Source organism: Labilibaculum sp. (genome assembly GCF_041595635.1).
Lineage (GTDB): Bacteria > Bacteroidota > Bacteroidia > Bacteroidales > Marinifilaceae > Labilibaculum.
Genome location: NZ_JBFHJW010000021.1, coordinates 1 through 15,121 on the forward strand (window position 1 = coordinate 1; position 15,121 = coordinate 15,121).

Consider the following 15,121-nt stretch of genomic DNA (forward strand, 5'->3'; position numbering starts at 1 on the left):
TAACATCAAGCGATTGTCCTGATGGAAATAATGAATTTGCTACCGAAGTGGTAGCCATGTACGATTCCAGTACCGAGTTACCAGAATCTCAATACCCAATAACAGTTTACTATCGCTTAGATGGTGATACTGAAGATAAAACCGCAACTATTGAATATGCGGATAACATGTTCACAGTAGTGGGCATCATTGAAGATGAAGATATTGAAACAATTAATAATATAACCATTGTAAGTGCAACCAATAAATATGGAGGTACATTAACAGTGGTATCCGGAGAAGATATTCACACAAGAACAATATTTGCTTTACCGGCAAAACCTATAATAACTGTAACAAACTAAAAACTTTAAATATGAAAAATCTGCTAAAATCTTTGCTCGTAATGTGCTTTACCATTGGACTATTTAGTAGTTCATATGCACAGGCTCCTACTGCTGATAATACACAAACAGGTGTTGTGGCCGGAGGTACTTATACTTATACTATTCCAACAACAACCGGCGAAACTCCAGCTTGGACTGTTCTTGATGATTCGGGTGCTGAATTGGTATCTGGAGCTGGTGATTTTGATTTGTCTTCTGTTTCAGATTTTGAGAAGTCAATTACCTGGAATACACAAGGAACCTTCTATGTAAAAGTGATTACTACAGATGATGCAACACTTTGTACCAATCAATATGTAATTCAGGTAGATGTAGCTACAAACGACTATGTAGTTGCATTCAATACAACAGCAACAGTATCGGTTTATTGTGCCGATGATGCAAATATTGCTTCGGGAATGGAAATTACACTAGATGTTACTCTCGGTGGAACTACTCCAGATGCAACTTACTATGATATGGAAGTTCAATACCAAATAGATAGTGGAAGTACTGAATTGGCTACTATTGTTTCAGGATCTAATGCTTTTAACATCCCTGCAATTACTATTGCTGATGCTGTAAATCCTGGTTTCACCAGTGTTACTGTTACCATTCTTAAGGTGACTGATAGCAAAGGGGTTGAATTTACTCCAGCTTCTGGTGATGAAAATTTTGTAATTACTGTGAATCCAATTCCTGCAATACCAACTATTACATTCTAAGTAAATTAATATGAAAAAGATATTCACAGTAATTTTGTTTACACTCTGTTTTGTTGGGCTTTCCAAAGCCCAGCAGACTCAGTCTGTGAGCTATAATTCTACAAAGACTTATACTGCAAATCCCGATACAGGGACTTCGGTTGATCACTACCAGTGGCAATTGGTCGACATGTCGGATGTTACTGTGAAGGATCTTTCTGCTGAAACAGGTGCAACGGTAAGTATCAGCTGGGATTTGACCATCGGGGAAACCTATCGATTGCGATCGCAGGTTTACGATACCGAGAACTGTTCCAGTGAATTCGTTTATGTGGATGTAACCATTGTTGGCGATGCCTCGGTACTATTTGCCGATGTTTCTGCTAACGAAAGTGTGGTAACTTGTTCTCTGCTTTCAGGAGAGGATGCTACATCCTACGACTTCGACATTACCATAAGCGGAGGAGTTGCTCCTTTTGTGATAAACTATATCTCAACTGATAAGTACGGAGTCGAAATTGTTGGAAGCAAAACTTTTGGTGCTACCGGCGATACAACTCCTTTAACGGGAACTTTCTCTATTTCTGATTTTGAAAATGTAACGGGTGCGAGTCAGACCGTAAGTATTGAAATAACAGGTGGTACTACTGCTGATGGTTCTACCATTGCTATTGACAGTGATGAAAGTGACAACATTAGAAGTGTTACTGTTTATTCAAAACCAGTGATTACAAATCTTACTTTGAATTAAGTTAAACATTAAGATATATGCTACGAACCTTACTACATAAAACACTGCTCACTGCAATAGCCATCCTTTTGGGAGGATGGGCTGTTGTGGCACAGCAATATGTAGAAAAGGGAAGCTCTCTTAATTTTAAAGTAGATGAAGTAGCTAACTACGAATACAATTGGTCGGTAACTTATACAACCACAGGTTCTGAAGAAGAACTTACTTCCAAAACATTTGAATCGGGCGATTACGTGTTTTCCGAAGAGGGAACTTATGAGGTGACTGTTTATCCTAAAGATTCAACCACCCTTTGTTATGGTGATGCTTTGAGTATGACCGTAATAGTTAGTGGGGATTCCCCAACGGCAGTTTTCGAAGATTTAGATGTTCCTTATATTTGTTCGGCGAATAATGGAAGTGATGAGGGTGGCATATTAACGCTTACTGTTTTGTATTCGGGACCTAAACCTTGGACTTTTAAATATTCAGTAGACGATTCTCCTGCGGAAACACCCGATGGAGCCGATGAGATCAATGAAGATAGTTTTGAGTTTGATGTTGAGATTGTAAATACTTCGAGTAAAACATCTCGGGCAGAGATTGTATTGGTTGATGCTCAAACGGTATCTGGTATTGCAGTAGAAGAAGATGCAGATAATCAAACTTTAGAGGTGGATGTAATGGCCTTGCCAGGAACCGAATTTGGTGATTATACCGCCGTAATACAAGCTGGGACTATCCAATCCTATACAGCAACAATTTTAAAGATAGAAGATTACGATCTTTTTATTCCAAGTGGGGCAACAATAGCCAATGAAACAACAACACAATCTAGTGATAATTATTCCAGCGAATTAAGTTTCGATCTTCAATGGGGAAATACTCCTGGCGATTATCAAATAAAATTGATAGAGCGTACGGCATTTGGTTGTGTGGGTGATACTGTTTATGCAAATATTACTGTAGTTGAATCCTTTGTGGTGACTCTTGGTAGCGATCTTACAATTTGTGAAGGGGAGACTGTGGAATTAACTCCAAGCATCGATTTTGATGGAACATATACTTACTTATGGTCCGATGGAACAACAGAATCTACATTATCAGTTTTCGAAACAGGAACCTATTCTGTAACAGCAACTGATACAGATACAGGAAAAACTTCATCGACATCTATCGAGATTACAGTGGTGAATGCTCCAGTTGTAGATTTGGGTGAGGATTATACCTTAGCCGAAGGCGAAACAAAAACGCTTGATGCCGAAAATGAAGGTTTAAGCTATCTGTGGTCTACCGATGAAACAGGTCAGACTATTGTGGTGAGTACTAGTGATGAATACAGTGTAGCTGTTACCAATTCATATGGCTGTATTGGAAGAGATACCATTGTAGTTAGTAGCATTAATGATGTATTTGCTATCGACCTGGGTGCGGATGAGGATATTTGTGCTGGTGATGAATTGGTGTTGAACCCGAACCCAACCATTTCACAAAATTATACTTACCTATGGTCTAATGGTGCGGGTACTTCAACCTTAACAGTGATTGAATCGGGAACTTATTCGGTTACGGTAATGGATGAGGATGGAAATTCAAAAACTGATGAAATTATAGTTACAGTTCATGCTTTGCCAATTGTCGATTTGGGTGATGATATCACACTTTACGATGGAGAAACAGCTTCCTTAGATGCTGGAGATGACGGAACTGGTGGTAGTTATGAATGGAATACAGGTGAAGATACTCAGACTATAACCGTAAGTGAAGAAAATGTTTATTCTGTTATGGTTGTCGATGAATTCGGATGTAGCAGTACCGATGAGATAAGTGTAATCATGAAGGAAGGTCATAGTTTCACAGTTGATTTAGGTGATGATATCGAAATTTGTGAAGGGGATCAAGTTTATCTTACTCCGACTGTTGATAGAACATTTACTTCCGATCCAACTTATTTATGGTCTCCTTCGGGATCAACAGAAAGTGGAATCTTAGTTGATGAATCAGGAAGCTATTGCGTAACAGTTACTGATCCTTATGGTAATGTTGAAGAAGATTGTGTTGATTTAACAGTAAATCCTACTCCTATTGTTGATTTGGGTGAGGATCTTACCTTACAATCTGGTGAAACTGTAACTTTAGATGCCGAAAATACTGGTAGTGTTTATATCTGGTCTACCGATGATATTACCCAAAGTATAACAGTAGAAACAACTGGTGAATATTGGGTTGAAGTAATAAATTCTGAAAGTTGTACAGGAAGAGACACAATCAATATTACGTATACTAGTAGTAGTCAGTATGTAGTCGATTTGCCTACAGCATTTTCGCCAAATAATGATTCAAATAATGATGTGTTGTACTTGAGAGGTGATGTTGATGAAATAAAAGAAATGACCGTTATTATATATAATCGATTGGGACATAGAGTATTTCAATCTGTTCGGATGACAAGTGAAACCGAAGGTTGGGATGGAACTTATAAAGGAGAGAAACAAGACATGGATGTATATGTTTATTTTCTTAGTATTACTTTTACAGATGGTAGTTCAATGAAAAAGCAAGGTAATATTACACTACTACGTTAAAATTGGTGATGAATAAATTTTATTATTACTGTTAAACTTTATCGGATTAATTATATTTAACCAGATTATTTTGTCGTAAAAAGCAAATGTAAAATAAAATATTTCACATTGGGTAATAGAGAATTATTACCCTTTTTTATATTTTTGCTTAGGATTTTATCAAGAGGAGAAATAGCTGCTCCAGTAGTCGAGATCCCCTGTAATCTTGCGTATGAGAAAAATTGCAATAGTTCTTATATTGATGTTTTTGTTCGGAGCCTTTCAAGTCTCTGCTCAACGTGTGCACTCTTCTCAATTCTATTCAATACCTTTATTGTTAAATCCAGCTTTAACTGGTAATTCAGATTATAACCTTCGTGGTGGATTGAATTACCGGAATCAGTGGAACAGTGTTACTACACCTTTTGTTTCTGAAGCTGTTTTTGTGGATGGTAAGCTGTCCACCCAGTTATTAAGTTCTTCATGGATTGGTGTTGGAGGAATGGTTTTTAACGATAAAGCAGGAGACGGAGGCCTAAAAACAACTCAAATAATGTTTTCAGGCTCTTTAAATAAAAGTTTAAACGCTGGAAATACCTTGTTTGTGCATGCTGGGTTAGGACTGGAATTAATTAATAAGTCTGTAGATTTTAGTAAGTTGACTTTTGGAGATCAGTGGGACGATGGTGAGTTTGATTCTTATTATAATAGTGAAAATTATGCGTCTCAATCCCTTTTTTATTTTGATTTTTCTGCAGGTACAATGATTACCTATTTTAAAGGAAAATCGAAATATTTTATGGGATGGGCATTGAGTCATATCAATGAACCTAGTGAATCCTTTTATGGGGAAGATAATGTGACTAACAATCTAGAAAGAAAATTTGCCTGGCATGGTGGTGTTGAATCCAGATTGTCTAATCGATTATATGCTAAGCCTGAATTTATGTATACAACCGAAAGTAGTGCAGATGAGTGGATTGCTGGAGTGAATTTTATGATGCTTTACGGTGAGAAAGGAAGTATTCTGCATTACGGTTTGTGGTATCGTTTTACTCAAGATATTATTCCCGCTTTTGGCTACGAGAAAAATCGTTTAAAATTCATGATTAGTTACGACGTTAATGTTTCTGATCTTCAAACTGCGTCATCAAACCGAGGTGGATTAGAAATTTCTCTTACTTATAATTATAATTATTCAAATCCAAGGGAAATAAGGAAGTTAAAACGTCGTCAAAAAGTGAAAAAACTGGGCGACAAAGCTATTTCATGTCCTAAGTTTTCTCACGAAGATTAATTTTAGTTACCAGTTACCAGTTACCAGTTACCACTGACTACTGTCTATCTTTTTTAATGTATTCTTTTTTCTTTTTCTCGATAACCTTTCCACCTAGAACAATTACAATTTCTCCTTTAACTGTTTTAGAACTGAAATGAGTGATTAATTCAGCAAGTGTTCCTCGAGCGTTTTCTTCGTGTAACTTGCTTATTTCACGAGATACCGATGCTTTTCTGTCTGTGCCCATTACTTCGGCAAATTGTTCCAAAGTTTTTACCAAACGGTGAGGCGATTCGTAAAAAATCATGGTTCTTGTTTCTTCTACCAGTTCGGCTAATCTCGATTTTCGGCCCTTTTTCTGAGGTAAGAATCCTTCAAAGCAGAAACGATCGTTTGGTAAACCGGAATTTACTAAGGCGGGAACAAAAGCTGTAGCGCCAGGTAAACATTCCACCTCAACACCTTGGTCAACGCAATGTTTCACTAGAAAGAAACCAGGATCTGAAATTGCAGGGGTTCCGGCATCTGAAATTAAAGCGATGGTTTCACCTGCTTTCAGCCGATTTACAATGTTTTCAACAGTTTTGTGTTCGTTAAACTTGTGGTGCGAGTGTAAGGGTTTCGAAATTTGGTAATGTTTTAGTAGAAAACCTGATGTTCTGGTGTCTTCGGCTAAAATTAAATCAACACTTTTTAAAATGTTTATGGCTCTCAGGCTAATATCTTCTAAATTTCCAATTGGAGTAGGAACGAGGTATAATTTCGACATGTTTAAAATTTTCTTTTGGTAATATCAATAAATTGAGCTACAGTTGGGTCTTCTAAATCCCATTGTTTTTCAGATTTTATCCAATTCAATACTGTTTCAAAACGGTCGGCTTTATTCACATAGGTAATAGCTGTATTGTATTCCTCTGCGTTGTTTTCGAAAAGCTCTCGGGTGAATAAAAATCGATCGTTTATTCCAATGGCAGATTGGATGTCTTCCAATTTATGGGCGGAAATTTGTTCTCCAATTAATTGAATGTGTTCCGTTAAAGGTTCTTCCTTAGTCAAGGATGATTCTTTTTTAGTCTCTATTTTTTCTTCTGGAGCTTCTACATCAGCCTGATATATAGCTTTGGTTTCCTGATCGATTTCAGGACTTATTTTCTTTTCTGTCTTTTCATCTATATATTGCGACTCCTTGGCAGTATCTTCTTCCTTGCTTACTGATGAAAATATTTCTACAGAATTTGATTCGCAATTCTTTTTCAAAATTTCAAAATCTTTTTGTAAACCTTGAATTCTTGCTTCTAACAGTTCAATACTATCGTTTACATCGGCTGGTTGTTTGGCAAAATACGCTAACAAACTTTGAATTTCTTCCGTTTTATTTTTAAGAAGTTGTATCACTATTTTATTATCCATGATCCGAATTTTATGAAATTTAGAATTGCTGGCTCTAATTTACAAAAGTAAAGTTTATTTTTTTTCTAATGATTGCTTGCTTTGATTTTTCCACTTCAATAGGAAAATATTTTAACTCGGCATTGTTTAAAAGTTTACTCCTTCAGTAATGCAAGTATGAAAGTGTTTTCCTATTTTTGTCTATCTATGTAAAATAAGCTAAAGTTAACTACATGTTTCTTGAAAATGATATTAATAGAGCAGGCAGTAATGGATGGATCGAAGTCATTGTTGGATCAATGTTTTCGGGCAAAACCGAAGAGTTGATCCGGCGATTGAATCGTGCAAAGATTGCCCGTCAAAATGTTGAGATTTTTAAACCTCATATTGATGTGAGATATTCTGAAGATGAGGTGGTTTCGCACAATGCCAATTCCATTCGATCTACTCCAGTAGAGACTTCAGCAAATATATTGCTGCTTGCAAGTAATGTAGATGTAATTGGAATTGATGAGGCTCAGTTTTTTGATTCTGGTTTGTCTGATGTTTGCAACGAACTAGCTAATCAGGGAATTCGCGTTATTGTTGCGGGTTTAGACATGGATTTTAAAGGAAAACCCTTTGGTCCTATTCCCAATATTATGGCTACTGCCGAATACGTGACCAAAGTGCATGCTGTTTGCATGCGTTGTGGAAATCTAGCCAACTATTCTCATCGTTTGGCCGACACTGAAAGTTTGGTTCTTTTGGGTGAAAAAACAGAATATGAACCTCTTTGTCGTAATTGTTATTATAAAATATATCATAAAAATTCAAACAAATAAGTAGCCATAAATGTCTGCTGTACAATCATATCCTATTCAGTTGGTTGCTGAAATTGTCCAAGGACAATTCTTCGGATTTGGCCATCATATCATTACATCTTTGTCGATAGATAGCAGATCCTTGCAACTTCCAGAAGAAAGTCTTTTTTTCGCCTTGGTAGGAAAACGACACAATGGTCATTCCTACATTAAAGATTTATACCAACGAGGTGTGCGCGCCTTTGTGGTGAGTGAGCAGGAGGCAATTCAACTCGATAATTACCCTGAAGCAGCATTTATTTGTGTAGAGGATAGCCTCGTAGCTTTGCAGAAGCTGGCCGAAAATCACCGAATGAATTTTTCTTATCCAGTAATTGCTATCACTGGAAGTAATGGGAAAACAATTGTGAAAGAATGGTTGTATCAGTTGCTTAACGAATCATATTCCATTGTACGAAGTCCCAAAAGTTACAATTCGCAAGTAGGGGTTCCACTTTCGGTTTGGAACATGAATAAGGAAGCAGATTTGGCTATTTTTGAAGCTGGAATTTCGCAAGTAGGCGAAATGCAAAAGTTGGCCAATATCATTCGACCAAGTTTTGGAATATTCACTCATTTAGGAGAGGCTCATCGTGAGAATTTTGCGAACGAGGAGCAAAAATTGGATGAGAAACTAAAACTTTTTGCTTCCTGCCAATCCATTGCCTATTGCGCCGACCAGGCGAATGTGCATGAATCTATAACAAGGCTTTATGGTGCGCAAAAAGAATTAATTTCCTGGGCTAGAAATCAGAAAGTCGATTTGCAGGTTGTCTCGGTGCAGACAAACAAAAATCAGACACTTGTTAGGGCTAGATATAAAAATAAAGAACGGGAAGTAAGCTTTCCTTTTACCGATAAAGCATCTATCGAGAATGCTATTACCTGTTGGCTTTGTTTGCTGAATCTGGCTGTGGCCGACCAAACTATCCGAAAAGCTTTTCTGCAATTAGAGCCCATAGCCATGCGTTTAGAAATAAAAGAGGGAACAGGCAATTGCACTTTAATTAACGACTACTATAATTCTGATTTAGGTTCATTAGAAATTGCCCTCGATTTGATGAATCAGCAACAGAAAGAAAAAAGCAAAACCCTTATTCTGTCCGATATTTTTCAGTCGGGCTATACGAATGCTCAGCTTTATCAAGCTATCGCTAAGTTACTTCAGCAAAAGAAAATTACTCGTTTAATTGGTATTGGCGAAGGCATTTCTTCGCAGGCTAAGCGATTCACGTGTCCAGCATCTTTTTATCGGTCAACAGAGGTTTTTTTGGCCGACTTGAATCGAAATCAGTTTAAAAACGAAACGATACTTATAAAAGGTGCTCGGAATTTTCATTTCGAACGTATTTCCAATGCACTCCAATATAAGGCGCACCAAACTGTTCTTGAGGTGAACTTGAATGCTATGGTTCACAATTTGAACTATTTTCGGTCTTTATTGCGGCCTTCTACCAAGATGGTAGTAATGGTAAAGGCTTTTTCTTACGGAAGTGGATCCAGCGAAATAGCCAATTTACTGCAATATCATCGGGTCGATTATTTGGCGGTGGCCATAGCCGATGAAGGGGTAGAACTTCGCAATTCGGGTATTAACATTCCCATTATGGTAATGAATCCCGAACCTCACAGTTTCGATACGATGATTGAATATCATCTTGAACCAGAGATTTACAATCATGCAATTTGCCTGGAATTTGAGAAGGCTTTAAAAAGAAATGGAGTTAAAGGTTATCCCATTCATATCAAATTAGATACTGGAATGCATCGTTTGGGCTTTGTTCAGCAAGATATTGAGCTCCTTTTGCAGCGAATTGTGAACAACGATCATTTTTTGATTGCCTCAGTTTTTTCGCATTTAGCGGGAGCTGACGAAGAGCTGCACGATGAGTTTACAGCTCAGCAAATCGAATTATTTACTCAATGGAGTGAGCAAATTCGAACCCAATTCCCTTATCCTATTATTCGGCATGTCTTAAATTCCGCTGGAATTGAGCGTTTTCCTCAGGCACAATTCGAAATGGTTCGTTTGGGCATTGGTCTTTACGGGGTAAGTAGCCTTCATCAGCGTGAATTGATGAATGTTAGTAGTTTAAAAACCACCATTTCTCAAATTAAGGAAATCTCGAAAGAGTGTACCGTTGGATATGGTCGAAAAGGCCGTTTGAAGAGCGATACACGCATTGGTGTTATTCCCATAGGTTATGCCGATGGTTTCAATCGTAGGCTGGGAAATGGCCTTGGAAAAGTGCTGGTGAACGGGCAGTTTGCTCCTGTTGTTGGTAATGTGTGCATGGACATGAGCATGATCGATCTTACAAATATCAATGCCAAAGAAGGCGATTCGGTTCTTATTTTTGGTGACCATTATCCTGTGACTCAATTGGCCGAGCAACTGGGCACCATTCCTTATGAAATTCTCACCACTATTTCGCGGCGTGTAAAACGTATTTATTTTCAGGAGTAACTAATCCCGATTTGCTACTCTTTAGACTAATAGGGTAGATGATAGACAGAAAAAGCCACATACTGATGTGGCTTTCTATAATTTATGGAGATGAGATTATCCTAATTTACTAATTCTATCAAGTCGAACTTTGTCGAGAATTTTTATTTTTCGGCCATCGATAGAGATTACATTTTCGCTGGCAAAAGTCGAAAGAGTTCTAATCGCATTGGAAGTGGTCATATTTGATAAATTCGCAATGTCTTCCCGAGATAAGTATACTTTAATTGTTGCTTCATCTTCTTCAAAACCATAAGTGTCGCGAAGAAAAAGAAGTGATTCAGCCAATCTTCCACGAATGTGTTTCTGTGTTAAGGTGATGGTTCTGTTGTTCGAAAATCCTAATTCTGTTGATAGAGAACGTATGATGCATAAAGAAAGTTCAGCATTCAATCGAATCAGTTTAAGAATTAATTCATAGCTTACCGTACAGGTAATTGAATCTTCAATAGCAACGGCAGATGCGATGTTATTTTCTTCTGCAAAAAGTGCCCGGTATCCAATAAAGCCAATGGGTTTAGCCATGCGAACAATTTGCTCTCGACCGCCTACTCCTTCCTTAAAAACTTTTACCTTCCCTTTTGATAAACAAACAAGTCCTAGTGGTCTTTCACCTTCTTTGTAGATGTACTCGCCCTTCTTAAAAAAAGAACAGGTCATGTTCGCAAGTAATTCTTCTTTTTCAGAAGGAGTAAGAACATTAAATACAGAGTTTGGATTGTTTATTACTTCCCCACAAATATTCTCTCTAGACTTTCTTTCATTCTCAATCATACACATAGTGGAATATTGAATTTTAAAAAACGTTGTATGTTTTAAAACACTTCAAAAGTATATAAATGAAATGAGATGAAAAAATGATTACAGAAATAATTCATTATTAGTGTGATGTTCGACAACATACTATTATGTAGGTATTTATACCCAAAGCCTAGTGTTTTGCTACTAAAGGAATCTTTCTGCCGAAACCAAATGCCTTTGATGAAACGCGTAAAATAGGTGGTGTTTGAAATCTTTTGTACTCATTCATATTCACCATGCGAATTGTTTTATTTACTGTTGCAGGTTCAAAACCATCTTGTATAATTTCATCTGATGACATATTTTTTTCTATATATCTGAACAAAATACCATCCAAAATATCATAATCTGGTAAAGAATCAGAGTCTTTTTGATCGGGACGCAATTCTGCAGAAGGTGGCTTAATAATTGAGTTTTCAGGGATTACCTCTTTGTCCTTGTTCATGAACCAAGCCAGTTTGAATACATCTGTTTTGTAGACATCGCCTAAAACCGATAAGCCACCATTCATGTCGCCATACAAGGTTCCATAGCCAACAGCAGTTTCGCTTTTGTTCGAGGTGTTCAAAAGAATGTGTCCAAATTTATTTGATAGGGCCATTACCAATGTTCCTCGTATGCGTGCCTGTATATTTTCCTCTGCTATCGAAAAGGGTAAATCACCAAAAATAGGTTGCAATGATTTTTGAAATTCAAGAAAAATATCTTGAATTGGCACAATATCATACTCTATTCCGAGATTATTAGCCAGATCAACGGCATCTTTAATGGAATGATCGGATGAAAATTTCGAAGGCATTAAGAATACACGAACATTTTCTTTGCCCAAAGCTCGTTGCGCCAAAACAACCGTTACCGCAGAATCGATACCACCCGATAAGCCAAGAGTGGTTTTTGTAAATCCCATTTTTCCGAAATAATCTTTCAATCCTAATACCAGGGCATCATGAATTTTTTCGATGTAATCTACATTTCGAGGCTCGGCCTTTTGTGTTTCAATATCGTTTGATTCAATAATTTGATAATCTTCTTCGAAATAGTTTAAGCGGGTAGCGACTTCTCCTTTGGAATTGATTACCAAAGAATCGCCATCGAAAATGAGTTCGGTATGTGCTCCAATTTGGTTGACGTAAAAAATGGGCATGCCATATTTTTTAGCTGTTGATTGAAGGATGTTTGTGCGCAAATCTTGCTGATTGTAAGAAAATGGAGAAGCTGCAATATTTACCACAAAATCGGGTTTTAATTTGCTTAATTCTTCCATCGGAGAAACAGTATACAGTTCCGATTTGGCAAAATTGTTGTCGACAGGCTGTTTTTCCCACAAATCTTCGCAGATCGTAATGGCAATTTTTTTGCCTTTTACCTCTACCAACGAAAATTCCGTATTGGGCTCAAAATAACGATACTCATCAAAAATGTCATAGTTGGGAAGTAAAGTTTTATTGTGAATGCTCTTTATTTTCCCATTGGCAATAAAATAGGCCGAATTGTACAGGTTTTTTCCTTTGGGATGTGGATTTACCGAAGGACCTCCAACTACGGCTGCAATATCGATGCAATGCTCTGCGACTTTTTGCAGAGCAATTTCCGACCTTTCAATAAATTCTTTTCGTTCTAAAAGGTCTTTGGGAGGATATCCACAAATGGCCAATTCTGAAAAAATCACCAAATCAACTTTGTTTTTGCGCGACTTTTCAATAGACGATATTATTTTTTCGGTATTGCTTTCAAAATTACCGATATGGTAGTTTAATTGTGCTAATGCTATTTTCATACTTACTGATAGGTGCCCCGAAAGTTATCGGGGAGAAGTGCTTAGATCATTTATCTGCCTTCTTGGTTTTACAAATTCATTGTCTCAACGTCTGCTTTTTACAACAGAACAAATTTAGTGATAAAAATATGGAATAGGTATTTCTCTCTTCTGCAAAATGAATCGATTGAAAAAATAGTTTGTGAATGATTTACCTGTTGCCATAGGGAATTTGTGATTTTTCAACTCCTCTTCACTTATTTTTAATATTTTTGAGAGACTAAAAATATATTACGATTTCATTTAATAAACAGGTATGTCCGTAAAACATTCGTCTCCTACATTTCATTTTTTATCCATCTTATTGCTTGTTTTTGCTTTTTCGTGTCAATCAGGAAAACAAAAGCCTGATGTTTCGGATCGTGATTTGACAATTAAAATTCAACGATTTGAAAAAGATCTTTTTGCCTTAAAACAGCATCCCGATTTGGAACAGTTAAAGCAAAAATATAAGGATGTGTTGCCTTTGTATAGTAACAAAGTAATTGGATTGGGAAATTCAGATGATTCAAATTATATGGAGTATTTGAATAAGTTTCTCTTCGATTCAACTATGTGTATGGTATACGATCGTGTGATTGAAAAATTCCCAACACTCGAAAAACAAGAGAAAGAATTGGCAAATGCCTTTAAGTACATTTCCTACTATTTCCCAAATCGACCTATACCTCAGTTTTTTTCCCAAATTTCTGGATTCAATCAATCCATAGTTGTGGCTCCCAATTGGGTTGGGATTAGTTTGGATAAATATTTGGGAAGCGATTGTGAATTTTACGGCTATTTGGGAACACCAATGTATGCTCGTTCAAATATGATTCCCAAACGTATTGCTCAGGATGTAATTTTGGCTTATGCATTAACTGAATTTCCCTTTCAACCATTAAAAGACGATTTGATTAGTAATATGGTCTATCAAGGTAAAATCCGTTACTTTGTTCAAAGCATGATGCCAGAAAAACCAGAAGCCGATGTGATGAAATATTCGGTTGAAGAGTTGGAGTGGTGTCGTGAGAATGAAGAGCAGATTTGGGGATACATCATCGAACAAAAACATTTGTTCAGTAGCGAATATCGTACCATTATAAAATATATTAACGATGGACCATTTACGCAAGGCATGCCTTCAGAATCACCTTCGCGAACAGGTATTTGGATTGGATGGCAAATTGTGAACGACTATATGGAAAAACATCCAAAATATAGTCTTTCTCAATTAATGCAGGAAAAAGATTATGCAATGTTGCTAAGAGAGTCAGCTTATCAGCCTTAAAAACAAAAAAATGAACGGATCAAAGCAAACGATCGATGAGGAAAAAAAACGGGTTCGAAAAGAAATAAAAGTCTTAAAAAGCAAATATACTTTGGAAGAGAAAAAAGTTTTAAGCTTGCCCATCCTGAAAAGTTTAGAACAAGTTCCTGAGTTTATTCGGGCTAAGACTGTTATGCTTTATTGGTCTATGGAAGATGAGCTTCCCACTCATGATTTTGTTTGCAAATGGGCACATGAGAAACAAATTATTCTTCCTTGTGTTAAAGGGGAAACTTTAGATTTGAGAGTTTTCGAAGGAGTAGATCTTTTGGTAGAAGGAGAAAATTATGGGATTCTTGAGCCAGTTGGGCCTGTTTTTATGAAGGAAGATGAAATTGATCTGATTGTTGTGCCGGGAATCGCTTTCGATCGGGAGAATAACAGGATGGGAAGAGGAAAAGCTTACTACGATCGCCTGTTAAAATCACTAAGTGCATATAAGTTGGGGCTTTGTTTCGATTTTCAGATGCTTGAACAAGTGCCGGTTGATGAGCATGATATTAAAATGGATGAGATTGTATTCCAAATAAAAAAGCCAGTGAATTGATCACTGGCTTTTCAATATCGCTAAATTGCGATTATTCTGCGTGAATAGCTTCCACAGGACATGCGTCAACGCAAGTACCACAATCAGTACAAAGATCTGCGTTAATCATATAATGCTCATCACCCATAGAAATTGCCTCAACAGGACATTCTCCTTCACAAGAACCGCAAGAAATACAGTCGTCGTTAATTACGTAAGCCATTTTCTTTAATTTTTTAGTGTTAATACTCCTACAAATGTACAATCATATTTCAAATGGAGAAATAAAT

14 protein-coding genes are annotated in these 15,121 nt (G+C 36.9%); 9 read left to right on the plus strand and 5 right to left on the minus strand.

The window, feature by feature from the left end; all coding sequences use genetic code 11:
- The 5 genes from ABYT26_RS08095 to ABYT26_RS08115 form a co-directional block, all read left to right on the plus strand.
- The coding region (locus tag ABYT26_RS08095) for a hypothetical protein (RefSeq protein ID WP_372752698.1) at positions 1 to 344 on the plus strand (344 nt) is incomplete at its 5' end.
- Between the two features lie 11 nt (positions 345 to 355).
- A complete protein-coding gene (locus ABYT26_RS08100) occupies positions 356 to 1,090 on the plus strand; it encodes a hypothetical protein (protein ID WP_372752700.1) in 735 nt (244 codons plus the stop codon).
- A gap of 10 nt (positions 1,091 to 1,100) precedes the next feature.
- Complete coding sequence (locus ABYT26_RS08105; RefSeq protein WP_372752702.1) at positions 1,101 to 1,820, plus strand: hypothetical protein; 720 nt, start codon at positions 1,101 to 1,103, stop codon at positions 1,818 to 1,820.
- 17 nt (positions 1,821 to 1,837) lie between these two features.
- A complete protein-coding gene (locus tag ABYT26_RS08110) occupies positions 1,838 to 4,384 on the plus strand; it encodes a gliding motility-associated C-terminal domain-containing protein (RefSeq protein ID WP_372752704.1) in 2,547 nt (848 codons plus the stop codon).
- Positions 4,385 to 4,595: 211 nt separating this feature from the next.
- Complete coding sequence (locus ABYT26_RS08115; protein WP_372752706.1) at positions 4,596 to 5,660, plus strand: PorP/SprF family type IX secretion system membrane protein; 1,065 nt, start codon at positions 4,596 to 4,598, stop codon at positions 5,658 to 5,660.
- A 37-nt stretch (positions 5,661 to 5,697) separates the two neighbouring features.
- Here the strand turns inward: ABYT26_RS08115 and rsmI are convergent, their stop codons facing one another.
- Entirely contained in the window at positions 5,698 to 6,411 is a 714-nt protein-coding gene (gene rsmI / locus ABYT26_RS08120) for a 16S rRNA (cytidine(1402)-2'-O)-methyltransferase (RefSeq protein ID WP_372752708.1), read from the minus strand.
- Positions 6,412 to 6,413: 2 nt separating this feature from the next.
- Positions 6,414 to 7,052, minus strand: a complete 639-nt coding sequence (locus tag ABYT26_RS08125) for a hypothetical protein (RefSeq protein WP_372752709.1) — start codon at positions 7,050 to 7,052, stop codon at positions 6,414 to 6,416.
- 212 nt (positions 7,053 to 7,264) lie between these two features.
- Between ABYT26_RS08125 and ABYT26_RS08130 the strand changes: the two genes are divergently transcribed.
- The gene (locus tag ABYT26_RS08130) at positions 7,265 to 7,855 is read left to right on the plus strand and encodes a thymidine kinase (protein ID WP_372752711.1); all 591 of its coding nucleotides are present in this window, start codon (positions 7,265 to 7,267) and stop codon (positions 7,853 to 7,855) included.
- A 10-nt stretch (positions 7,856 to 7,865) separates the two neighbouring features.
- A complete protein-coding gene (locus tag ABYT26_RS08135) occupies positions 7,866 to 10,340 on the plus strand; it encodes a bifunctional UDP-N-acetylmuramoyl-tripeptide:D-alanyl-D-alanine ligase/alanine racemase (RefSeq protein WP_372752713.1) in 2,475 nt (824 codons plus the stop codon).
- Between the two features lie 96 nt (positions 10,341 to 10,436).
- Here the strand turns inward: ABYT26_RS08135 and ABYT26_RS08140 are convergent, their stop codons facing one another.
- Both ABYT26_RS08140 and ABYT26_RS08145 read right to left on the minus strand, forming a co-directional pair.
- Positions 10,437 to 11,153, minus strand: a complete 717-nt coding sequence (locus ABYT26_RS08140; protein ID WP_372752715.1) for a Crp/Fnr family transcriptional regulator — start codon at positions 11,151 to 11,153, stop codon at positions 10,437 to 10,439.
- Positions 11,154 to 11,310: 157 nt separating this feature from the next.
- Complete coding sequence (locus ABYT26_RS08145) at positions 11,311 to 12,957, minus strand: NAD+ synthase (RefSeq protein WP_372752717.1); 1,647 nt, start codon at positions 12,955 to 12,957, stop codon at positions 11,311 to 11,313.
- A 295-nt stretch (positions 12,958 to 13,252) separates the two neighbouring features.
- On the opposite strand from ABYT26_RS08145, the gene gldB reads away from it, so the two are divergent.
- The gene (gene gldB / locus ABYT26_RS08150) at positions 13,253 to 14,266 is read left to right on the plus strand and encodes a gliding motility lipoprotein GldB (RefSeq protein WP_372752719.1); all 1,014 of its coding nucleotides are present in this window, start codon (positions 13,253 to 13,255) and stop codon (positions 14,264 to 14,266) included.
- Between the two features lie 10 nt (positions 14,267 to 14,276).
- Positions 14,277 to 14,852 (plus strand): 5-formyltetrahydrofolate cyclo-ligase, encoded by a 576-nt coding sequence (locus ABYT26_RS08155; RefSeq protein WP_372752721.1) that lies wholly within the window; start codon positions 14,277 to 14,279, stop codon positions 14,850 to 14,852.
- A 31-nt stretch (positions 14,853 to 14,883) separates the two neighbouring features.
- Here the strand turns inward: ABYT26_RS08155 and ABYT26_RS08160 are convergent, their stop codons facing one another.
- The gene (locus ABYT26_RS08160; RefSeq protein ID WP_372752723.1) at positions 14,884 to 15,054 is read right to left on the minus strand and encodes a DUF362 domain-containing protein; all 171 of its coding nucleotides are present in this window, start codon (positions 15,052 to 15,054) and stop codon (positions 14,884 to 14,886) included.
- Positions 15,055 to 15,121: the final 67 nt, after the last annotated feature.

What these genes read in the sequence shown, in the direction of transcription:
- ABYT26_RS08105 (WP_372752702.1), top strand. Translation starts at nt 1,101, where the DNA reads ATGAAAAAGATATTCACAGTAATTTTGTTTACACTCTGTTTTGTTGGG.
- ABYT26_RS08135 (WP_372752713.1), top strand. Translation starts at nt 7,866, where the DNA reads ATGTCTGCTGTACAATCATATCCTATTCAGTTGGTTGCTGAAATTGTC.
- gldB (WP_372752719.1), top strand. Translation starts at nt 13,253, where the DNA reads ATGTCCGTAAAACATTCGTCTCCTACATTTCATTTTTTATCCATCTTA.
- ABYT26_RS08125 (WP_372752709.1), bottom strand. Translation starts at nt 7,052, where the DNA reads ATGGATAATAAAATAGTGATACAACTTCTTAAAAATAAAACGGAAGAA.
- ABYT26_RS08140 (WP_372752715.1), bottom strand. Translation starts at nt 11,153, where the DNA reads ATGATTGAGAATGAAAGAAAGTCTAGAGAGAATATTTGTGGGGAAGTA.
- ABYT26_RS08155 (WP_372752721.1), top strand. Translation starts at nt 14,277, where the DNA reads ATGAACGGATCAAAGCAAACGATCGATGAGGAAAAAAAACGGGTTCGA.
- ABYT26_RS08110 (WP_372752704.1), top strand. Translation starts at nt 1,838, where the DNA reads ATGCTACGAACCTTACTACATAAAACACTGCTCACTGCAATAGCCATC.
- ABYT26_RS08115 (WP_372752706.1), top strand. Translation starts at nt 4,596, where the DNA reads ATGAGAAAAATTGCAATAGTTCTTATATTGATGTTTTTGTTCGGAGCC.
- rsmI (WP_372752708.1), bottom strand. Translation starts at nt 6,411, where the DNA reads ATGTCGAAATTATACCTCGTTCCTACTCCAATTGGAAATTTAGAAGAT.
- ABYT26_RS08160 (WP_372752723.1), bottom strand. Translation starts at nt 15,054, where the DNA reads ATGGCTTACGTAATTAACGACGACTGTATTTCTTGCGGTTCTTGTGAA.
- ABYT26_RS08100 (WP_372752700.1), top strand. Translation starts at nt 356, where the DNA reads ATGAAAAATCTGCTAAAATCTTTGCTCGTAATGTGCTTTACCATTGGA.
- ABYT26_RS08130 (WP_372752711.1), top strand. Translation starts at nt 7,265, where the DNA reads ATGTTTCTTGAAAATGATATTAATAGAGCAGGCAGTAATGGATGGATC.
- ABYT26_RS08145 (WP_372752717.1), bottom strand. Translation starts at nt 12,957, where the DNA reads ATGAAAATAGCATTAGCACAATTAAACTACCATATCGGTAATTTTGAA.